Source organism: Cupriavidus necator (assembly GCF_013141915.1).
Classification (GTDB): Bacteria; Pseudomonadota; Gammaproteobacteria; order Burkholderiales; family Burkholderiaceae; genus Cupriavidus; species Cupriavidus necator_B.
In genome coordinates, this window is record NZ_SROX01000004.1 from 97,374 (window position 1) to 117,839 (window position 20,466).

Consider the following 20,466-nt stretch of genomic DNA (forward strand, 5'->3'; position numbering starts at 1 on the left):
CGGTATTTAGCCGTTAAAGCCCTTGCCTTCGTCCGCCAGCTTCTGCAGCAGCGGCGCGACCTGCCAGGCTTCGCCGTGGTAGCCCTTGGCGTAGCGCTTCATGGCCAGCGCCACGTTGTACAGGCCGACCTGGTCCGCATACAGCATCGGGCCGCCGCGGAACAGCGGGAAGCCGTAGCCGGTCAGGTACACCATGTCGATATCCGAGGCCTTGGAAGCAATGCCTTCTTCCAGGATCTTGGCGCCTTCGTTGACCAGCGCGAACACCAGGCGCTCGACGATCTCTTCGTCCGAAATCTTGCGGCGCGTGATGCCCAGGTCCTTCGAATGCTGCACGATCATGTCGTTGACCTGCTGGTTCGGGTACGGCTTGCGGTCGCCCGCCTTGTAGTCGTACCAGCCCGCGCCGGTCTTCTGGCCGTAACGGCCCATTTCGCACAGCAGGTCGGCGGTCTTCGAGTACTGGATGTCCGGCTTGTCCACGGCGCGGCGCTTGCGGATGGCCCAGCCGATATCGTTGCCGGCCAAGTCGCCCATGCGGAACGGGCCCATGGCGAAGCCGAACTTCTCGATGGCCTTGTCCACCTGTTCCGGCAGCGCGCCTTCGTCCAGCAGGTAGCCGGCCTGGCGGCTGTACTGCTCGATCATGCGGTTGCCGATAAAGCCGTCGCACACGCCCGACACCACCGCGGTCTTCTTGATCTTCTTGGCGACCTGCATCACCGTGGCCAGCACGTCCTTGCCGGTCTTCTCGCCGCGCACCACCTCGAGCAGCTTCATCACGTTGGCCGGGCTGAAGAAGTGCATGCCGACCACGTCCTGCGGACGCTTGGTGAACGAGGCGATTTTGTTGACGTCAAGCGTCGAGGTGTTCGAAGCCAGGATGGCGCCGGGCTTCATCACTTCGTCCAGCTTCTTGAAAACGATCTCCTTGACGCCCATTTCCTCGAACACGGCCTCGATGACCATGTCGGCGTCCTTGATGTCGTCATAGGACAGCGTGGTGCTCAGCAGGCCCATGCGCTGCTCGACCTTCTCTTGCGTGAGCTTGCCCTTCTTGGCGCTGTTCTCGTAGTTCTTGCGGATGATGCCGACGCCGCGGTCCAGCGCTTCCTGCTTGGTTTCCAGGATGATGACCGGGATGCCCGCGTTGAGGAAGTTCATGCTGATGCCGCCGCCCATGGTGCCGGCGCCGATCACGGCAACCTTCTCGATCTTGCGCACCGGGGTGCCTTCAGGCACGTCGGGGATCTTGCTGGCGGCGCGCTCGCCGAAGAAGGCATGGCGCAGCGCGCGCGATTCCGGCGTGGTCACCAGGTAAAGGAAGCCTTCGCGCTCCTGCTTCAAGCCCTGCTCGAACGGTTTGAGCGAGCCGGCCACGGCTTCCAGGCACTTCAGCGGCGCCGGGAAGTTCTTGGCCATCGCGGCCACGGTGTTGCGCGCGAAGCCCAGGTAGCCCTCGGCATTCTCGTGGCGCACCTTCAGGTCGCGCACCTTGGGATGCGGGCCGCTGGCGGCGCCGACGTTCTGGGCGAACTTGATGGCGGCGGACAGCACGTCACCGTCGACGATCTCGTCGAACAGCTTGGTGCCGGCGAACTTCTCGGACGGCACCGCGGTGCCCGACACGATCATGTTGGCGGCGGCTTCCAGGCCGATCACGCGCGGCAGGCGCTGCGTGCCGCCCGCGCCAGGCAGCAGGCCCAGCTTCACTTCCGGCAGCGCGATCTGCGCGCCCTTGGACGCCACACGGTAATTGCAGCCCAGCGCCAGTTCCAGGCCGCCACCCATCGCCACCGAGTGCACGGCCGCCACCACCGGCTTGGACGAAGCTTCCAGCACGCGGATCACCGAGTGCAGCGTCGGCTCCTGCATGGCCTTGGGCGTATTGAATTCACGGATATCGGCGCCGCCCGAGAAAGCCTTGCCAGCGCCGGTGATGACGATCGCCTTGACGGCGGCATCGTCCAGCGCACGGGTCATGCCTTCGACGATGCCAAGCCGGGTGCTGTGACCCAGGCCATTGACAGGGGGATTGTCGAGCGTGATGACGGCTACGCCGTCCTGAACCTGATACTGCGCTGTCATGCTGGTTCCTTTACGAAAGTTTTGTCTCGGGATTCGAATTCTCGAATGAATATTTTCTGCAGCGCGGGGCATGCCGGCTGCCGCCGGCGCCCCAGGTGGCGGCTGTCATGGGCGGGTTAACCCTTGACCGGACCTGCCGCTTTCCCTTGCCCCACAACGCCCTCCGGGGCTTGGGCGAAACAAGCATACACAAAATAGCACGGTCGTTCAATTTTAATTTCCGAAGATTTCCGGCGCCATGCGCAATGCGAATGCGGGCCCTGATCGCGCTGCATGGAGCCGGCGCTTAACCAGCGCCAGGACCTGCCCCCCGATGCCGCTTAATGCACTTGTCAGCGCCACCGCGCAGCGTCTCCAGACCAGTATCGGACTTTATTTGACCGATACGGCAAAATCGCCGCGGCAGACACGGTAGACTCGCGGCTTTTCGTTTTTTGCCTCCCGGCCTTCACGAGATGCCGGGCGGCGGAAGGTCCAGCGAACCTGATGTCTTCCCCAACCACTTCCTCCCCCGCACACGCTTCCCGCCCGCAAGGACACCAGCACCCGGTGGTCGAACACGACGACCTCCAGCGCAAGCTCAAGGCGCGGCACCTGACCATGATCGCCGTCGGCGGCGCGGTCGGCACCGGACTGTTCGTGGCCTCGGGCGCCTCGATCGCGCAGGCCGGGCCTGGCGGCGCGCTGCTGATGTACATGCTGCTGGGCTTCATGGTCTATTGCCTGATGACCAGCCTGGGCGAACTGGCGGTGCACATGCCGGTGGCCGGCTCTTTTGTCACCTACAGCGCGCTCCATGTCGACGAGGGCTTCGGCTTCGCGCTGGGCTGGAACTACTGGTTCAGCCTGGCGGTGACAATCGCGGTCGAACTGACCGCGGCGCAGCTGGTGATGCAGTACTGGTTCCCCGACGTGCCCGGGGTGGCCTGGAGCGCCGGCTTCCTGTTGTTGATGTTCGGGCTCAACGCGATCTCGGTGCGCGGCTTCGGCGAGGCCGAGTACTGGTTCGCGCTGGTCAAGGTGGTGACCGTGGTGGTGTTCCTGGGCGTGGGCCTGCTGATGATCTTCGGCATCCTGCAGGGCGGGCCGCAGTCCGGCTGGCACAACTTCACCATCGGCGACGCGCCCTTCGTCGGCGGCATCCCGGCCATGTTCGGCGTGGCGATGATCGCGGGCTTCTCGTTCCTCGGCACGGAGACTGTCGGCGTCGCGGCCGGCGAAGCCGAACGGCCCGCCATCACGATTCCGCGCGCGATCCGGCAGACCTTCTGGCGCATCCTGCTGTTCTACGTGCTGGCCATCCTGGTCATCGGCGTGCTGATTCCCTATACCGATCCCAACCTGCTGCGCAACGACGTGACCGACGTGGGCGTGAGCCCGTTCGCGCTGGTGTTCCGCCACGCCGGGCTGGCCTTCGCGGCCGGGCTGATGAATGCGGTGGTGCTGACCGCGCTGCTGTCGGCGGGCACGTCCAGCATGTACGTGTCGACGCGGATCCTGTATGGCCTGGCCGTCAGCCGCCGCGCGCCGCGCGTGTTCGCACGGCTCACGCGCAACGGCGTGCCGTTCGTTGCGCTGCTGGCAACCACGGGCGTCGGCGCACTGTGCTTTCTCAGCTCGCTGCTCGGCAACAAGACCGCTTACCTGTGGCTGCTCAACACCTCGGCCATGACCGGCTTTATCGCCTGGCTCGGCATTGCGGTCAGCCACTATCGCTTCCGCCGCGGGCTTGCGCACCAGGGCCATGACGTCGGCAAGCTGGCCTACCGTTCGCCGCTGTATCCGTTCGGGCCTGTTTTTTCCGCGGTGCTCTGCGTGGTGATCATCGGCGGACAGAATTACGAGGCTTTTGCCGACATCCCTAACCGGTGGCCGGAGATTGTTGCTACCTATATTGGCGTGCTGGTGTTTCTGGTGTTGTGGTTGGGATATCGGATTGTTACGGGGTCGCGGGTGATTGCGTATGGGGATATGCCGTTTGAGTTTTTTGGGCGGGGGGAGTGAGGGATTCGTTGAAATAACGGGGTTGGTTCTGGTGACATGCTGTCGGCTTTTGCACCGCGTGGTTCCGCCCTGCTGGGCGGGTCACTTTTTGTCCGAGCGACAAAAAGTAACCAAAAAGCGCGTTTACTGCCCTGCGGGCGGCATGTCTTATCGTAGTGTGCCTGGGGGCTTTCGTACGGGGCTGCGCTTCCTCACAAAGCTAGACTGCCTGCCGCAGGGGTGCGCGACGGTGGCAGGGGCGTTGGAGCGGTGTTGGAACGAGCCCAGAGCGGTGGGTGGCCGCCTGCTGCTGGCCCTGCCGTAGGAACGCCTTCGGCCGCGCTGCGCGCAAACGCCCAATGCTCGCCAGCGCCTATTGAGCCCGCGCAGCAGCCGCAGGCGTCCCCTCGATACGGGCGGCAGCAGGCTTCGGCTACGCCGGCGAAGCACCAGACCTACACCTCCAGCCACTCCTTCCTGACCTGCCCATTCGCCTTCAACTCGGCCGGCGTCCCTTCGAACACGATATGCCCGTGTCCCATGACGTAAACGCGCTGCGAGATATCCAGCGCAATCGCCAGCTTCTGCTCGATCAGCAACACGGAAACGCCGCGTTCCTTCAGCGTCTTCAGGTAATCGCCCACCAGCGCCACGATCATCGGCGCCAGCCCTTCGGTTGGCTCATCGATCAGGATCAGGTCGGGATCTCCCATCAGCGTGCGGCACAAGGTCAGCATCTGCTGCTCGCCGCCGGAGAGCACGCCGGCCGAAGTGTTTTCGCGCTCCTTCAGCCGCGGGAACATGTTGAACATATCCTCCACGCTCCAGCGCGGCTTGGGCTGGCGCGGGTTGCGCTTCTCGCCCAGCAGCAGGTTCTGCCGCACCGTCAGCGTGGGGAAGATGTCGCGGTTCTCCGGCACGTAGCCGATGCCGAGATGCGCGATCTCGAAGGTGCGCCGGCCCAGGATTTCTTCGCCCCGGAACCTGACCGACCCCTCGGCCTTGACCATGCCCAGGATGGCCTTGGCCATGGTCGAGCGCCCTACGCCGTTGCGCCCCAGCAGCGCCACGATCTCGCCCTCGTCGATATGCGCATCGACGCCGTGCAGGATATGACTCTTGCCGTAATAGGCGTGCAGGCCCGTGACTTCCAGCATCCGCTTGCCCATCAATGCGCTCCTTCGGTGGTGGCTTCGTCGAGCGTGGTGCCGAGGTAGGCTTCCTTGACCTTGCGGTTGTTGCGGATTGCCTGCGGGGTGTCGGTGGCGATGACCTCGCCGTAGACCAGCACGGAGATGCGGTCGGCCAGCCCGAACACCACGCTCATGTCGTGCTCGACCATCACCAGCGTCTTGCCGACCGTGACCTTGCGGATCAGTTCGACCGCGTGGTCCGATTCGGAGCGGCTCATGCCCGCGGTCGGTTCGTCCAGCAGGATCACCTCGGCGCCGCCAGCGATGGTGATGCCGATCTCCAGGGCGCGCTGCTCCGCATAGGTCAGCAGGCCGGCCTGGGTATCGCGGCGATGCTGCATGCCGATCAACTCCAGCACGTCGTCGGCGCGCTCGCGCGCGTCGCGCAGGCCGGTCAGCCGGTGCCAGAACGAATACTTGTAGCCGAGCGACCACAGCACCGCGCAGCGCAGGTTCTCGAACACCGACAGCCGGTGAAAGATATTGGTGATCTGGAAGCTGCGCGACAGCCCCATGCGGTTGATGACGAAGGGCTGCAGCCCGCCGATCTCCGCGCCGTTCAGGCGCACCGTGCCGCTGCTCGGGGCGAAGCGGCCCGAGATCAGGTTGAAGGTGGTCGACTTGCCGGCCCCGTTGGGGCCGATCAGCGCATGGCGCTCGCCCTTCGGGATGCTCAGGTTCACGCCGCGGATGATCTCCGTCTGGCCGAACTTCTTGCGTACATCGGTCAGTTCCAGTGCCGCCGCGCTCATGCCCTGCCTCCCGCGATTTCTGCCTGCACCTTGTCCCATTGCGCGCGCGACGCGCGCACCGCGAGCCGCCACGCGGCCAGCCCCACCGCCCACAGCGCCGCCGCCGCCAGCCATGGCGTCCAGGTGGCGGCATCGAAGCCGATGCCGAACAGCTTCATGGCTGTGCCGTTGGCGCTGTCGACCTGTACCTTGTAGACCAGTTCGACCGTGACGATCATGGCCAGCAGCAGCACCACGCCCGCGCCACCGGCACGCGCGTAGTACGGCAGCATGCGGCCCAGCTTGCCCTTGCCCAGCAGCGGCAACTGCATCAGCAGCAGGCTGGCCAGGCCACCCGGCACGAACATCACCATCAGCACGAAGAACAGGCCCAGGTAGAGCAGCCAGGCCTTGGTCAGGTCCGACAGCGCCACCGCGAACAGCACGAACACCACCGCGCCGATGACGGGCCCGAAGAACACCCCGGCGCCGCCGATGAACACCGCCAGCAGCACGCCGCCCGAACGCACCGCGCTGACGTTCTCGGCCGAGACGATCTCGAAGTTGATCGCCGCCAGCGCGCCGGAGATGCCGGCGAAGAACGCCGACAGGATCAGCACCAGGTAGCGCACGCGCTGGGTGTTATAGCCGATGAACTCGACCCGCTCGGGGTTGTCGCGCACGGCGTTGGCAATGCGGCCCAGCGGCGTCTGGGTCCACGCGTACATCGCCACCATCGACACCAGGCACCACGCCGCGATCAGGTAGTAGACCTGGCGCCCGGGCCCGAAGGTGATGCCAAGGAAGGGGTCGCCGATCACGCGGTTGGTCGAGATGCCGCCCTCGCCGCCGAAGAATTCCGGGAACATCAGCGAGCTGGCAAAAACCATCTCGCCAATGCCCATGGTGATCATGGCAAAGGTAGTGCCGGCCTTCTTGGTGGTGACATAGCCGAAGATCACGCCGAAGAAGGCGCCGGCCAGGCCGCCCACCAGCGGCAGCATCGACACCGGCAGCCACACCTTGCCGGCACCGGCCATATTGAGCACGTGCACGGCGATAAACGCGCCCAGCCCGGAATACACCGCATGGCCGAACGACAGCATGCCGGTCTGCCCCAGCAGCATGTTGTACGACAGCGCGAAGATGATCATGATGCCCATCTGCGACATCAGCGTAATGGCGAAGCCCCCGGTGAAGAACAGCGGCAGCACCAGCATCACCAGCACCGTCAGGCTCCAGATGATCCAGCGCGCCAGGTTCAGCGGGCGGTAGCGCAGGGTGCGTCCGGTCACCACCGGCTCGCGCGGTTGTTGCATCGCTTGCTCCATGGCGTCAGCTCTCCCGGGTTCCCATCAGTCCACGCGGGCGGAAGATCAGCATCACCACCAGCAGCAGGTACGGCAGCACCGGCGCCACCTGGGCCACCGTCAGCTTCCATAGCGAATAGAACGGCGTGGCCTCGCTGACGGCCAGCCCCAGGCTGGTCATCAGGCCCGCCAGCGAGGCGTCGATGGTGACCGCGAAGGTCTGCAGCACGCCGATCAGGATCGACGCGATGAACGCACCGACCAGCGATCCCATGCCGCCCACCACCGCGACCACGAACACGATCGACCCCACCGCCGCGGCCATCGACGGCTCGGTGACAAAGGCATTGCCGCCGATCACGCCCGCCAGCCCGGCCAGCGCGGCGCCGCCCCCGAAGACCATCATGAACACGCGCGGCACGTTGTGGCCGAGCGCCTCGACCATTTCCGGATGGGTCAGCGCGGCCTGGATCACCAGCCCGATGCGGGTGCGCGTCAGCACCAGGTAGATTGCCACCAGCATGCCCAGCGAGACCAGCATCATGAAGGCGCGGTACTTGGGGAACGACGAGGTGAACACCGTGAACAGCGGCCCATCCAGCTCCGCGGGAATCCGGTACGGCACCGCCGCCAGGCCCCACACCAGCTTGACGCCCTCCTCGATCAGGTAAGCCAGCCCGAAGGTGAACAGCAGCTCGGCCACATGGCCGTACTTGTGCACCGTGCGCAGGCCGAAGCGCTCCACCAGCGCGCCCGTGCCCGCCACCAGCAGCGGTGCGAAGATCAGCGCCGGCCAGAAGCCGATCTTGCTGGCGATGGTGTAGGCAAAGTAGGCGCCCAGCATATAGAAGCTGGCATGGGCGAAGTTGAGCACGCCCATCATGCTGAAGATCAGCGTAAGGCCGGATGACAGCATGAACAGCAGCAGCCCGTAGCTGATGCCGTTCAGCAGGGAGATGACGAAGAATTCCACAGCGTGTCCTTCAAGCTGGTGCCGGCACCGTGGCCGCGGCAATGCCACAGCCAGGTCCGGCCGGCGACCGTCCGGTTGGATTGAGGGTGAGCGCAGCCCTTGCGCCAGGCACATGGTGGCCGGACGCCCCCGCTATCGACCCGAAAAAAACCGAGAGTATGCAGGAACGGGCGGCCACTTTGTCGGCGTGGCCGGCCCGCCGTGGACGAGATCAGCCCGGCCGCTTCATCTGGCAGGAGGTGGGCTGCGCCGACACGTACTGGTCCATCAGCGCATTGGTCTTCCAGCCGTAGCCAGTGTTCTCCTGGTCGTACTTGATTTCCTTGCCGTCGACCTTGGTCCAGGTGGCGACCACCAGCGGCTGCTGCGCCTGGTGGTCGGTATTGCGCATCTCGACCGTGCCGTTCATGCTGTCGACCTTGATGCCTTCGAGCGCCTTGGCCACCTTGACCGGGTCGGTCGAGTTGGCGTCCTTCATCGCCTTGCTGAGCATGGCTATGCCGGTGTACGAGGCCATCACGTAGAAGTCGTCGTTGTACTTCTTCTTGTAGCCTTCGATGATGTCGGCGCCGCGGAAGCCCTTGTTGTTGGGGTTGTAGTAGCCCACGTACTTGACGTGCTCAGCCCCCGCCGCGCCCATCGCGGTCGGCACGCCGGTGGTGCCGGCGTAGTAGGTGTAGTAGTTGGTGGTGAGCCCGGCGTCCTTGCCCGCCTTGATCAGCAGCGCGAGGTCGCTGCCCCAGTTGCCGGTGATCACGGTGTCGGCGCCGGAGGCCTTGATCTTGGCCGCGTACGGCGCGAAGTCCTTGACCTGCGCCAGCGGATGCAGGTCTTCGCCGACAATCTGGATGTCGGGGCGCTTGCGCTTCAGGTAGTCCTTGGCGGCGCGCGCCACCTGGTGGCCGAACGAGTAGTTCTGGTTGATCAGGTAGACCTTCTTGACGTTCGGATCCTTGGCCAGGAAGGTGGTCAGCGCCTCCATCTTCATGTCCGAATTGGCGTCCAGGCGGAAATGCCAGAAGTTGCACTTGGCATTGGTCATGTCCGGATCCACCGCGGCGTAGTTCAGGTAGACGATCTCCTTGCCCGGGTTGCGCTCGTTGTGCTTGGCCACCGCATCCTGCAGCGCCATCCCGACCGACGAGCCGTTGCCCTGCACGATGTAGCGGATGCCCTGGTCCGCCACCTGCTTGAGGATAGTCAGGCTTTCCTGCGGCGACAGCTTGTTGTCGAAGCCCACCACCTCGAACTTGTGCGAACCGGCCCAGCCTTTCTGGTTGGCGACATCGGCCACGTACTGCCAGCTCTTGAGCTGGTTCTGGCCAACCGGGGCCATCAGGCCCGAGAGCGGATCGATAAAGGCGATCTTCACCGTATCCGCGAGTGCGGACCCCGAAACCAGCGCAGAACCCAGTGCGGCAAACATGGCCACACCGGCCACCAGCGGACGCATTTTGGTCATACCTGTCTCCTTCACTCTTGTCGTTGGCTTGTCGATGTCGTCGATGCGGCCCGCCGCGTGGCGCCCTCCTGTTCGCGCCGCGCGGCCAGCCCCCGCAACCGCCGTGCCGCAAGCTGGCATGGCGGCCCGGACGCTGGCCGGCCTCAGGCGGTCGGCAGCTTGTAGTCCTTGAACTGCTCGCGCAGGCGCAGCTTTTGCATCTTGCCGGTCGCGGTCAGCGGAATCTCGGTGACAAAGGCCACGTCGTCCGGGATCCACCACTTGGCGACCTTGCCTTCGAAGAACTGGAGCAGTTCCTCGCGCGTGACCTCGGCGCCGGGCTTCTTCACCACCACCAGCAGCGGGCGCTCGTCCCACTTGGGGTGGTAGGCGGAGATGCAGGCCGCCATATGCACGGCGGGATGCGCCGCGGCAACATTCTCGATATCGATCGATGAAATCCATTCGCCGCCGGACTTGATCACGTCCTTGCTGCGGTCGGTGATCTGCATGAAGCCGTCGGCATCGATGGTGGCCACGTCGCCGGTGGGGAACCAGCCGTCGACCAGCGGGCTGGCGTCATTGCGGAAATAGCGGTCGATGATCCACGGCCCGCGCACCAGCAGGTCGCCAAAGGCCTTGCCGTCCCACGGCAGTTCCTTGCCCTCGCCGTCGACGATCTTCATGTCGACGCCGTAGATCACGCGGCCCTGCTTTTCCTGGATCTTGTGGCGCTCGGCATCGGACAGGTCCTGGTGCTTGGCCAGCAGCTTGCACGAAGTGCCCAGCGGCGACATCTCGGTCATGCCCCAGGCGTGGATCACCTCGACGTCCAGCGCCTCGAGCGCGCGGATCATCGCCGGCGGCGCCGCCGAGCCGCCGATCACGGTGCGGCGGAAGGTGGAGAACTTCAGCTGGTTCGCCTGCACATGCTGCAGCAGGCCCAGCCACACCGTCGGCACGCCGGCGGAGAAGGTCACCTTCTCCTGCTCGAACAGCGCATAGAGCGAGGCACCGTCCAGCTTGGGCCCCGGCAGCACCAGCTTGGCGCCGACCAGCGGCACCGAATACGGCAGGCCCCAGGCATTGACGTGGAACATCGGCACCACCGGCAGGATCACGTCGCTGGCGGAGCAGCCCAGCGCATCCGGCATCGCCGATGCATACGAGTGCAGCACGGTGGAGCGGTGCGAATACAGCGCGCCTTTCGGGTTGCCGGTGGTGCCCGAGGTGTAGCACAGGCTCGACGCCAGGTTCTCGTCGAACTGGGGCCATTCGTAGTTGCCGTCCTGGGCCTCGATCAGTTCCTCGTAGCACAGCAGCGGCACCTTGGATTCGGCCGGCATGTGGGCGCGGTCGGTCATCGCCACCCAGCCCTTGACGCCAGGGCAATGCGGCGCGACGCCCTCCACCAGCGGCAGGAAGGTCAGGTCGAAGAAGATATAGCCGTCTTCCGCGTGGCTGACGATATAGGCAATCTGCTCGGGGAACAGGCGCGGGTTGATGGTATGGCAGACGGCGCCCATGCCGGACACGCCGTAGTAGATCTCCAGGTGGCGGTAGCCGTTCCAGGCCAGCGTACCGACGCGCTCGCCCTGCTTTACGCCGAGCGCGCCCAGCGCCTGCGCCAGCTTGCGGGCGCGCAGTTCGCAATCGCGGTACGTATAGCGATGCAGGTCGCCCTCGGTGCGCCGGGAGACGATCTCGGTGCTGCCGTAATAACGCGCGGCGTGCTTGATGATGGAGGAAATGAGCAGCGGTGCGCTCATCATTTGACCCATCAATGCCATGAACCTGCCTCCTGAATTCTTGGGTGTTTCCACCGAAAAACGAACAACCGTACTATTTTTGGACGGTCGTTCGCATGTATGGCATCGGCATCGGCGCCGATCCGGTCGAGCACTGCCGTACTGTCGTCGCGTTGCTGTCGTCGGGGCCGCAATTCTGCGGGAATCCATGCACCGGATTCATGGGCTCAGTGAAGGCGGGAAATAACCTTGCGGTGCATGGCGGCATGTCGCGCCGGGTGCGGTGACGTGCCGTTGAGGACGTACAATACTGCGTGGCATGTTGCACCTCAACATGTCGTTTTCCCTAGCCACCATCGCATTTTCGTGCCTTCTGCAGCCCGCGCCGCACCGCCTTAGACGCGTGCCGCGGCACCCCGCCAAGCGCACCGAAAGCGCACTGCCACCTGACGCCCGAGCGCCCCTACGCGATGACAGATACGCCCCAGCCGCACGCTCCCGAATCCGCCGCCGCGCCGGCGACGCTGCCCCTGCCTTTCCCCACCGCGCCCGGCTTTGCCGACCTGGGCTCGCATTTCTTCACACGCCTGCGTCCCACGCCCCTGCCATCGCCCTATCTGGTGAGCGTGGCGCCGGGAGCCGCAGCGCTGCTCGGTTGGGACGCCAGCATCGGCGGCCAGCAAGACTTCATCGAGACCTTCATCGGCAACCAGGTGCCGGCCTGGGCCGATCCGCTGGCGACGGTTTATTCCGGCCACCAGTTCGGGGTCTGGGCCGGCCAGCTCGGCGACGGCCGCGCCATCCGCCTGGCCCAGGCCGAGACCGCCACCGGCCCCTGGGAAATCCAGCTCAAGGGCGCGGGCCTGACGCCGTATTCGCGCATGGCCGACGGGCGCGCGGTGCTGCGCTCGTCGATCCGTGAGTACCTGTGCTCCGAGGCCATGGCCGCGCTCGGCGTGCCGACCACGCGCGCGCTGTCGATCATGGGTTCGGACGCGCCGGTGCGGCGCGAGACCATCGAGACCGCCGCGGTCGTGACCCGGCTGTCGCCGACCTTTATCCGCTTCGGGCACTTCGAGCATTTCGCCGCGCACGACGACGTGGCCGCGCTGCGCAAGCTGGCGGACTTCGTCATCGACAATTTCATGCCCACCTGCCGCGACGACGCGCAGCCCTACCAGGCGCTGCTGCGCGAGGTCTCGCTGCGCACCGCCGACCTGATCGCGCACTGGCAGGCGGTGGGCTTCTGCCACGGCGTGATGAACACCGACAATATGTCGATCCTCGGCCTGACCATCGACTACGGCCCGTTCGGCTTTCTCGATGCGTTCGACGCCAACCATATCTGCAACCACTCCGACACCCAGGGCCGCTATGCGTACAGCCAGCAGCCGCAAGTGGCGTTCTGGAACCTGCACTGCCTGGCGCAGGCGCTGCTGCCGCTGTGGCTGGCGCCGCAGGATGCCGACCGCGAAGGCGCGCGCGACGCCGCCGTCGAGGCCGCGCGCGCCGCGCTGGATCCGTTCCGCGACCGCTACGCCGCGGCCTTCTTCCGCCACTACCGCGCCAAGCTGGGCCTGCGCCCGCCCGCCGGCGGCGACGACAAGTCCGACGAGCCGCTGCTGACCGGCCTGTTCCAGCTGCTGCACGGCCAGCGCGTCGACTACACCCTGTTCTGGCGCAAGCTGTGCCGCGTGTCTTCCACCGACGCCTCGCGCGACGGGCCGGTGCGGGACCTGTTCCTGGACCGCGCCGCGTTCGACGCGTGGGCGGCGGACTACCGTGCGAGGCTGCGCGCCGAGTCATCGCACGACGCCGCCCGCGAACTGGAAATGCTCGCGGTCAACCCCAAATACGTGCTGCGCAACCACCTGGCCGAGACCGCCATCCGCCATGCCCGCGACAAGGACTTCAGCGAAGTGGACCGGTTGCTGGCGGTGTTGTCGCGCCCGTTCGACGAGCAGCCGGAGGCCGAGCACTATGCGGCGCTGCCGCCGGACTGGGCTGCGGGGCTGGAAGTCAGCTGCTCGTCGTGACGGGCGATGTAATGCGTGCCTGCAAGCTGGCGCGGGCCGGTGTAAGGTTCGCGCATCGCCGGCGACCAACGTGGATGAACGCCTGACCGGCAACCGACTCCAAGCAACTCCGCGAGGACAACCATGACCACCACCAAGACCGACGCCGAGTGGCGTGCCCAACTCTCCGACATCGAATACCGCGTGACCCGCGAGGCCGCCACCGAACGCCCCTTCACCGGGCGCTACTGGGACCATTGGGACAACGGCATCTACCATTGCGTGGGCTGCGGCACGCCGCTGTTCGAATCGGCCACCAAGTTCGACGCCGGCTGCGGCTGGCCCAGCTATTTCCGCCCGATCAACGGCGAGGTGATCGCCGAGCATGTCGACCACAGCCACGGCATGACTCGGGTCGAAGTCCGCTGCAAGGAATGCGGCAGCCACCTGGGCCACGTGTTCGAGGATGGCCCGGCACCGACCGGCCTGCGCTATTGCATCAACTCGGCTGCGCTAAAATTCGACGACCGTGACCCGGCGCAGCGTGCGGCGGATGATGCCCACGCTGCCGAAGCGCCCAAGCGCGACCCGCAGCCCTGAAGCCCGAATGGCCCGGCCAAGACGCCGGACACAACCTGGACCCGCATGAAATTCCTGTTCGACCTGTTCCCGGTCATCCTGTTTTTTGCCGCATTCAAGCTGGCCGACATCTATACCGCCACCGCCGTGGCCATTGGCGCCACGGTGCTGCAGATCGGCTGGGTCTGGTTCCGCCACCGCAAGGTCGAGCCGATGCAGTGGGTCAGCCTGCTGATCATCGGGGTCTTCGGCGGCGCCACGCTGGTGCTGCACAACGAGACCTTCATCAAGTGGAAGCCGACCGTGCTGTACTGGCTGTTCGCGGCCGCACTGCTGGGTTCGGTGCTGGTCTGGCGCAAGAACCTGATCCGCGCCATGATGGAAAAGCAGGTCACCCTGCCGGACCCGGTGTGGGCGCGGCTGAATCTCGCCTGGGCCGGCTTCTTCGCCGCCATGGGCGTGCTCAACCTGTACGTGGCCTACCAGTTCTCGACCGAGGCCTGGGTCAACTTCAAGCTGTTCGGCAGCATGGGGCTGATGCTGGTCTTTATCGTCGCGCAGAGCGTCTGGCTGTCGCGCCACATGCCCGAGAACAGCCAGGACTGACGGCGCCGCCTATCTCCTCCCCGCAATCCAGAACCGAAGGAAACCATTGATGGCAGCCGATCCCGCCACGATCGAGACGATGCTGCGCGCAGCGCTCGCCCCCAGCCACCTGGCCGTGCGCGACGACAGCGCGCTGCATGCCGGACATGCCGGCGCCGCCTCTGGCGGCGGACATTACGACGTGACAATCGTCAGCGAGCGCTTTGCGGGTCACAACCGGGTTGCCCGACACCGCATGGTGTATGATGCGCTGCGCGGTCTGTTCCCCGCGCAGATCCACGCACTTGCCGTGACTGCGTTCACCGACCAGGAGTACCGGTCCCGCGCACAATCCCTCGCACCTTCACGCGATTCCTCCAGCAACTCTCAGACCTGATTCCATGAAGACCACCGTCCTCTCGTTCAGCCTGGCGGCTGTGCTTGCTGCCGGCAGCCTGCCGGCCATCGCCCAGAATGCCGCCGTCGTGAATGGCAAGGCCATTCCGTCGGCAAAGCTGGACAAGTTGATCGCCGGCACCGGCCAGCCCGACAGCCCGGAGCTGCGCACGCGCGCCCGCAACATGCTGATCGACCGCGAACTGCTCGCGCAGGAAGCCAACAAGCGCGGCCTGACCCAGCGCGACGACGTGCAGGAGCAACTGGAACAGGCGCGCCTGAACGTGCTGGCCGGCGCGGTGTTCGAAGACTACGTCAAGACCCACGGCGCCAGCGACGCCGAGCTGCGCAAGCAATACGACAAGATCAAGTCGCAGTTCGGCAACGGCAAGGAATACCATGCCCGCCATATCCTGGTGGAGAAGGAAGCCGACGCCAAGGCCATCATCGCCAAGATCAAGGGCGGCGCCAAGTTCGAGGAGATCGCCAAGACCTCGTCCAAGGATCCAGGATCGGGCGCCAACGGCGGCGACCTGGACTGGGCCAACAGCAGCAGCTACGTGCCTGAGTTCTCGGCCGCCATGACCAGCCTGAAGAAGGGCCAGATGACCGACACCCCGGTCAAGACCCAGTTCGGCTGGCACATCATCGAGCTGGTCGACGTGCGCGACGCCAAGATCCCGTCGTTCGAAGAGGTCAAGCCGCAGCTGACGCAGATGCTGATGGGCGACCAGAACTGGCAGCGCGAGCAGTTCCAGGCCATGATGAAGTCGCTGAAGGACAAGGCCAAAGTCCAGTAAGCCGCGGGCCGGCCGCCCCCGCCGGTCCTGCAGCCATCAAGGATGCAGCGCGTGCAGACGACCGGCCGCTACTGGCAACTGTGGCATCTCTCGTCCCGGGGCCTGTGCTATTGCGCACTGGCCTGGGCCACCCTGGACGGCGCCGCCCCCGGCTGGCGCCGGCTCCATCCCCACCTCCCCTTGCGGGACCGGTATTCCCCTGAAAAGACTTTGCATGCCGTGGTGGCCTATCAATTGGCCAGCGGCGCGCGCGCGCCTGCGCGCGGCCATGCGGGCGCGCGGATGCTGACGTATGCGTGTGTGGCGTGGAGTTCGCGGCCGCGGGGGATGGCTGCAGCCTGACGCTGGCTTTCGAGCCAGAGGAATGCATATCGGGGTGGAGGGTCTGAGGGTGGGCGTATCGACGAAGTCACGGCCGTTGCAGGCCGCGGCTCGCCCTCCCGTACGCAAGCAGCGAACAAACCCTCAGCCGTTCGCGGCCTTGGCGCTAGACCTCACCCCACCCACTTGCGCGCATTGCGGAACATCCGCATCCACGGGCTGCCACCATCGGCAACCTGCTTCCACGCGTCCGGTGCCCAGCTCATGGTCGCGGCACGGAACACGCGCTCCGGGTGCGGCATCAGCACGGTGAAGCGGCCGTCGACGGTGGTCACCGAGGTGATGCCGTCGGGCGAGCCGTTCGGGTTGAGCGGATAGGCCTGCGTAACCGCGCCGTAGTTGTCCACAAAGCGCAGCGCCACATGGGCCTGGTCGATATTGCCCTGCTGCGAGAAATCGGCAAACCCTTCGCCGTGGGCGACCACGATGGGGATGCGGCTGCCTTCCATGCCGGCGAAGAAGATCGACGGCGACGACTGCACCTCGACCGTGACATAGCGCGCTTCGTACTGCTCCGACTGGTTGCGCGTGAACTTCGGCCAGGCGCCCGCGCCCGGGATGATCGGGGCCAGGTTGCTCATCATCTGGCAGCCGTTGCACACGCCCAGCGCGAAGGTGTCCTGGCGGTTGAAGAACGCCGCGAACTGCTCGGCCATCTGCGCGTTGAACAGGATGGTCTTGGCCCAGCCCTCGCCCGCGCCCAGCACGTCGCCGTAGCTGAAACCGCCGCAGGCGACGAAGCCCTGGAAGTCGGCCAGGCTGGCGCGGCCCGAGATCAGGTCGCTCATGTGCACGTCGTGCGTGTCGAAGCCGGCGCGGTCCATGCTGTACGCCATCTCGATCTGCGAGTTGACGCCCTGCTCGCGCAGGATCGCCACGCGCGGACGGGCGCCGGTGGCAATGAACGGCGCGGCGATGTCCTCCGCCGGATCGAAGGTCAGCACCGGGCTGATGCCAGGATCGGCAGCATCCAGCAAACGGTCGTACTCGCTGTCGGCGCACGCCGGGTTGTCGCGCAGGCGCGCGATGCGCCAGCTGACCTCGCTCCAGTTGCGCTGCAGGTCCGTACGCGATGCGCCGAAAACCTTCTTGGCGTCACGGTAGATCTCGACCTGGTCAGTGGTATTGGGCTTGCCGACCACATGGCTGCAGGCCGACAGGCCGGCTTCGCGCAGCACCGCGAACACGGCGTCGCGGTCTTCCATGCGCACCTGCACCACCGCGCCCAGTTCTTCCGAGAACAGCGCGCGCAGGGTCTGGTCGTTGCGGCGCTCGGCGATCTGCTGCGCCCAGTTCTTGGCGTCGCCGTAGTCCTGCTCGTGCTGCGGATCGAGCGCCAGCATGTCGACGTTGAGCGAGATGCCGCAATGGCCGGCAAAGGCCATTTCCGCCAGCGCCGCCATGAAGCCGCCGTCGGAGCGGTCGTGATAGGCCAGCAGCTTGCCCTCGCGGTTCAGGCGCTGGATCACGTTGAAGAAGTTCTTCAGGTCTTCGGCATTGTCGACGTCCGGCGCGCGGTCGCCCACCTGCTGCGTCACCTGCGCCAGGATGCTGCCAGCCATGCGGTTCTTGCCGCGGCCCAGGTCAACGGCGATCAGCACGGTGTCGCCGGCATCGGTGCGCAGCTGCGGCGTCAGCGTGCGGTTGACGTCGTCCACCGCGGCAAAGGCCGAGATGATCAGCGACACCGGCGCGACCACTTCCTTGTCGACGCCGTTGTCCTGCCACTTGGTGCGCATCGACAGCGAATCCTTGCCGACCGGGATGCTGATGCCCAGGGCCGGGCACAACTCCATGCCGACCGCGTGCACGGTGTCGTACAGCTTCGCGTCCTCGCCTTCGACGCCGCAGGCCGCCATCCAGTTGGCCGACAGCTTGACCTTGCCCAGGTCCTTGACCGGTGCGGCGGCCAGGTTGGTCAGCGCCTCGCCGATCGCCATGCGGCCCGAGGCCGGTGCGTCGATCACGGCCAGCGGGGTGCGCTCGCCCATGGTCATGGCCTCGCCGGCCTTGCCCTGGTAGTCCAGCGTGGTCACGGCCACGTCGGCCACCGGCACCTGCCACGGGCCCACCATCTGGTCGCGCGCGTTCATGCCGCCCACGGTGCGGTCGCCGATGCTGATCAGGAACGACTTGCTGGCCACGGTCGGGTGGCGCAGCACGTCGCGCACCGCCTGCTCCAGGCTGATGCCGGTCACGTCCACGGCCGGCAGCGGCTGCTCGATACGCTTGACGTCGCGGTGCATGCGCGGCGGCTTGCCCAGCAGCACGTCCATCGGCATGTTGACGGGGTAGTGCTCCTTGAGCGCGGCGTCGACACTGGCGTCGACCAGCTGCAGCTGCTTTTCCTCGGTGGCGATGCCAACCACGGCGAACGGCGAACGCTCGCGCTCGCACATCGCCTGGAACTGAGGGAAGCTGTCGGGCGCGATCGCCAGCACATAGCGCTCCTGCGACTCGTTGCACCAGATCTCGGCCGGCGACAGGCCGGATTCTTCCAGGTGCACCTGGCGCAGGTCGAAGCGCGCGCCGCGGCCGGCGCCGTCGACCAGTTCCGGGAAGGCGTTGGAGATACCGCCCGCGCCGACGTCGTGGATCGACAGGATCGGGTTGGCGTCGCCCAGCTGCCAGCAGGCGTTGATCACTTCCTGCGCGCGGCGCTCCATTTCCGGATTGCCACGCTGGACCGAATCGAAGTCCAGGTCGGCGGTATTGGTGCCGGTTGCCATCGAGCTGGCGGCGCCGCCGCCCATGCCGATGCGCATGCCGGGGCCGCCCAGCTGGATCAGCAGCGTGCCGGCTGGCAGCGGGTTCTTGTGCGTATGCGCGGCGTCGATATTGCCGATGCCGCCGGCGATCATGATCGGCTTGTGGTAGCCGCGCACGGTGCCACCCACGTTCTGCTCGTAGACGCGGAAGTAGCCGCCCAGGTTGGCGCGGCCGAATTCATTGTTGAACGCGGCGCCGCCGAGCGGGCCGTCGATCATGATCTGCAGCGGCGAGGCGATGCGGTCCGGCTTGCCGGTCACGCCGGGCTTGTCGTCGGGGTTGCGGTGCGCCACCGGCTGGGCGGCATCGCGGTCGTTTTCCCAGGACTCGACGGCATCCGGCAGCATCAGGTTGGACACCGTGAAACCGGTCAGGCCGGCCTTGGGCTTGGCGCCGCGGCCGGTCGCGCCTTCGTCGCGGATTTCACCGCCGGCGCCGGTGGAAGCGCCCGGGAACGGCGAGATCGCGGTCGGGTGGTTGTGCGTCTCGACCTTCATCAGCGTGTGCGTCAGCGCTTCATGGCGGCCGTACTTGTGGTCGTCGCCGCGCGGGAACCAGCGCTCGGCGACGTCGCCTTCCATCACCGCCGAGTTGTCCGAGTAGGCCACGATCGAGCCCTGCGGATTGAGCTGGTGCGTGTTGCGGATCATCGCGAACAGCGACTTGTCCTGCTGCACGCCGTCGATGGTCCAGGTGGCGTTGAAGATCTTGTGGCGGCAGTGCTCGCTGTTGGCCTGCGCGAACATCATCAGCTCGACGTCGGTCGGGTTGCGCTCCAGCTTGCAGTAGGCGTCGACCAGGTAGTCGATTTCGTCCTCGGACAGCGCCAGCCCCATCTCGACGTTGGCGGCGGCCAGCGCGCTGCGGCCCGCGGCGATGTCGATGAAGCGCAGCGGCTTGGCCGGCAGTTCCTGGAACAGGCCGGCGGCATCGTCACGCGAGGCGACCACGGTCTCGGTCATGCGATCGAACAGGTGCGCGGCGACGGCGGCGCGGGTGTCCGCGTCCAGCGCCTTGCGGCCGCGCAGCAGGCCCTTCTTGCAGACCACGGTGATCTCGATGCCGCGCTCGATGCGGTGAACATGGGTCAGGCCGCAGTTGTGCGCGATGTCGGTGGCCTTGCTGGCCCACGGCGAGATCGTGCCGAAGCGCGGGATCACCACGAAGCGGTCGCCCTCGGGCTGCTCGGCGAATGGTGCGCCATAGGTCAGCAGCGCCGCCACGCGCGACTGGTCGTCGGCCGACAGCGGCGTCTGCGCATCGACGAAATGCAGGAACTGGCCATGCACCGACTCAATATCGGCGTCGATTTGCCGGAGAGCGGAAAGCAGGCGTTGCTGACGGAAGGCGGAAAGCGCCAAAGCGCCGGGGAAGCACGAGAAATGCGCCATGATCGTAGCGGTCGGGAGGCGGTGAGGTAGGGGCTGCTGCTTGCTCGGCACCGCTGCATGGGGTGCCGGCTGGCGGGAAACCG

The 20,466-nt window shown here is 66.1% G+C and carries 15 protein-coding genes; 7 read left to right on the top strand and 8 right to left on the bottom strand.

The genetic code is table 11. The annotated features are described in order from the left end of the window. Positions 1 to 6 precede the first annotated feature (6 nt). Positions 7 to 2,088: a 3-hydroxyacyl-CoA dehydrogenase NAD-binding domain-containing protein gene (locus E5S69_RS10240; RefSeq protein ID WP_171514549.1), complete on the bottom strand. Its 2,082-nt coding sequence runs from the start codon at positions 2,086 to 2,088 to the stop codon at positions 7 to 9. A gap of 486 nt (positions 2,089 to 2,574) precedes the next feature. On the opposite strand from E5S69_RS10240, the gene E5S69_RS10245 reads away from it, so the two are divergent. Beyond that, positions 2,575 to 4,092, top strand: coding sequence for an amino acid permease (locus E5S69_RS10245; protein WP_216621284.1), 1,518 nt, complete (start codon positions 2,575 to 2,577; stop codon positions 4,090 to 4,092). 434 nt (positions 4,093 to 4,526) lie between these two features. Here E5S69_RS10245 and E5S69_RS10250 read toward each other — a convergent pair whose 3' ends face one another. From E5S69_RS10250 to E5S69_RS10275, 6 genes are all read right to left on the bottom strand, one after another. Continuing rightward, positions 4,527 to 5,240: an ABC transporter ATP-binding protein gene (locus tag E5S69_RS10250; protein ID WP_171514551.1), complete on the bottom strand. Its 714-nt coding sequence runs from the start codon at positions 5,238 to 5,240 to the stop codon at positions 4,527 to 4,529. Next, positions 5,240 to 6,016 (bottom strand): ABC transporter ATP-binding protein, encoded by a 777-nt coding sequence (locus tag E5S69_RS10255; RefSeq protein WP_025585937.1) that lies wholly within the window; start codon positions 6,014 to 6,016, stop codon positions 5,240 to 5,242. The genes E5S69_RS10250 and E5S69_RS10255 overlap by 1 nt, the downstream gene beginning before the upstream one ends. Continuing rightward, positions 6,013 to 7,326, bottom strand: a complete 1,314-nt coding sequence (locus tag E5S69_RS10260) for a branched-chain amino acid ABC transporter permease (RefSeq protein WP_171514552.1) — start codon at positions 7,324 to 7,326, stop codon at positions 6,013 to 6,015. The genes E5S69_RS10255 and E5S69_RS10260 overlap by 4 nt, the downstream gene beginning before the upstream one ends. A 4-nt stretch (positions 7,327 to 7,330) precedes the next feature. Then, positions 7,331 to 8,278, bottom strand: coding sequence for a branched-chain amino acid ABC transporter permease (locus E5S69_RS10265; protein WP_171514553.1), 948 nt, complete (start codon positions 8,276 to 8,278; stop codon positions 7,331 to 7,333). Between the two features lie 211 nt (positions 8,279 to 8,489). Further along, complete coding sequence (locus E5S69_RS10270; protein WP_171514554.1) at positions 8,490 to 9,740, bottom strand: branched-chain amino acid ABC transporter substrate-binding protein; 1,251 nt, start codon at positions 9,738 to 9,740, stop codon at positions 8,490 to 8,492. 143 nt (positions 9,741 to 9,883) lie between these two features. Continuing rightward, positions 9,884 to 11,509: a 3-(methylthio)propionyl-CoA ligase gene (locus E5S69_RS10275; protein ID WP_171514555.1), complete on the bottom strand. Its 1,626-nt coding sequence runs from the start codon at positions 11,507 to 11,509 to the stop codon at positions 9,884 to 9,886. Between the two features lie 74 nt (positions 11,510 to 11,583). Between E5S69_RS10275 and E5S69_RS10280 the strand changes: the two genes are divergently transcribed. The 6 genes from E5S69_RS10280 (at position 11,584) to E5S69_RS10305 (ending at position 15,842) form a co-directional block, all read left to right on the top strand. Continuing rightward, positions 11,584 to 11,754: a hypothetical protein gene (locus tag E5S69_RS10280; protein ID WP_216621285.1), complete on the top strand. Its 171-nt coding sequence runs from the start codon at positions 11,584 to 11,586 to the stop codon at positions 11,752 to 11,754. Between the two features lie 183 nt (positions 11,755 to 11,937). Beyond that, the gene (locus tag E5S69_RS10285; RefSeq protein ID WP_171514557.1) at positions 11,938 to 13,503 is read left to right on the top strand and encodes a protein adenylyltransferase SelO; all 1,566 of its coding nucleotides are present in this window, start codon (positions 11,938 to 11,940) and stop codon (positions 13,501 to 13,503) included. 123 nt (positions 13,504 to 13,626) lie between these two features. After that, entirely contained in the window at positions 13,627 to 14,082 is a 456-nt protein-coding gene (gene msrB / locus E5S69_RS10290) for a peptide-methionine (R)-S-oxide reductase MsrB (protein WP_171514558.1), read from the top strand. Positions 14,083 to 14,127: 45 nt separating this feature from the next. Continuing rightward, positions 14,128 to 14,667, top strand: a complete 540-nt coding sequence (locus tag E5S69_RS10295; protein WP_171514559.1) for a septation protein A — start codon at positions 14,128 to 14,130, stop codon at positions 14,665 to 14,667. 49 nt (positions 14,668 to 14,716) lie between these two features. After that, the gene (locus E5S69_RS10300; RefSeq protein ID WP_171514560.1) at positions 14,717 to 15,043 is read left to right on the top strand and encodes a BolA family protein; all 327 of its coding nucleotides are present in this window, start codon (positions 14,717 to 14,719) and stop codon (positions 15,041 to 15,043) included. A gap of 4 nt (positions 15,044 to 15,047) precedes the next feature. Then, positions 15,048 to 15,842 (top strand): peptidylprolyl isomerase, encoded by a 795-nt coding sequence (locus E5S69_RS10305; protein WP_171514561.1) that lies wholly within the window; start codon positions 15,048 to 15,050, stop codon positions 15,840 to 15,842. A gap of 494 nt (positions 15,843 to 16,336) precedes the next feature. Here E5S69_RS10305 and purL read toward each other — a convergent pair whose 3' ends face one another. Further along, positions 16,337 to 20,383: a phosphoribosylformylglycinamidine synthase gene (gene purL, locus E5S69_RS10310; protein WP_171514562.1), complete on the bottom strand. Its 4,047-nt coding sequence runs from the start codon at positions 20,381 to 20,383 to the stop codon at positions 16,337 to 16,339. Positions 20,384 to 20,466 lie beyond the last annotated feature (83 nt).

Excerpts from the sequence above, each read along its gene's own strand:
- E5S69_RS10275 (WP_171514555.1), bottom strand. The coding sequence starts at position 11,509 with ATGGCATTGATGGGTCAAATGATGAGCGCACCGCTGCTCATTTCCTCC.
- E5S69_RS10255 (WP_025585937.1), bottom strand. The coding sequence starts at position 6,016 with ATGAGCGCGGCGGCACTGGAACTGACCGATGTACGCAAGAAGTTCGGC.
- E5S69_RS10270 (WP_171514554.1), bottom strand. The coding sequence starts at position 9,740 with ATGACCAAAATGCGTCCGCTGGTGGCCGGTGTGGCCATGTTTGCCGCA.
- msrB (WP_171514558.1), top strand. The coding sequence starts at position 13,627 with ATGACCACCACCAAGACCGACGCCGAGTGGCGTGCCCAACTCTCCGAC.
- E5S69_RS10300 (WP_171514560.1), top strand. The coding sequence starts at position 14,717 with ATGGCAGCCGATCCCGCCACGATCGAGACGATGCTGCGCGCAGCGCTC.
- E5S69_RS10280 (WP_216621285.1), top strand. The coding sequence starts at position 11,584 with ATGTATGGCATCGGCATCGGCGCCGATCCGGTCGAGCACTGCCGTACT.
- E5S69_RS10250 (WP_171514551.1), bottom strand. The coding sequence starts at position 5,240 with ATGGGCAAGCGGATGCTGGAAGTCACGGGCCTGCACGCCTATTACGGC.
- E5S69_RS10260 (WP_171514552.1), bottom strand. The coding sequence starts at position 7,326 with ATGGAGCAAGCGATGCAACAACCGCGCGAGCCGGTGGTGACCGGACGC.
- purL (WP_171514562.1), bottom strand. The coding sequence starts at position 20,383 with ATGGCGCATTTCTCGTGCTTCCCCGGCGCTTTGGCGCTTTCCGCCTTC.
- E5S69_RS10305 (WP_171514561.1), top strand. The coding sequence starts at position 15,048 with ATGAAGACCACCGTCCTCTCGTTCAGCCTGGCGGCTGTGCTTGCTGCC.
- E5S69_RS10295 (WP_171514559.1), top strand. The coding sequence starts at position 14,128 with ATGAAATTCCTGTTCGACCTGTTCCCGGTCATCCTGTTTTTTGCCGCA.
- E5S69_RS10285 (WP_171514557.1), top strand. The coding sequence starts at position 11,938 with ATGACAGATACGCCCCAGCCGCACGCTCCCGAATCCGCCGCCGCGCCG.
- E5S69_RS10240 (WP_171514549.1), bottom strand. The coding sequence starts at position 2,088 with ATGACAGCGCAGTATCAGGTTCAGGACGGCGTAGCCGTCATCACGCTC.
- E5S69_RS10245 (WP_216621284.1), top strand. The coding sequence starts at position 2,575 with ATGTCTTCCCCAACCACTTCCTCCCCCGCACACGCTTCCCGCCCGCAA.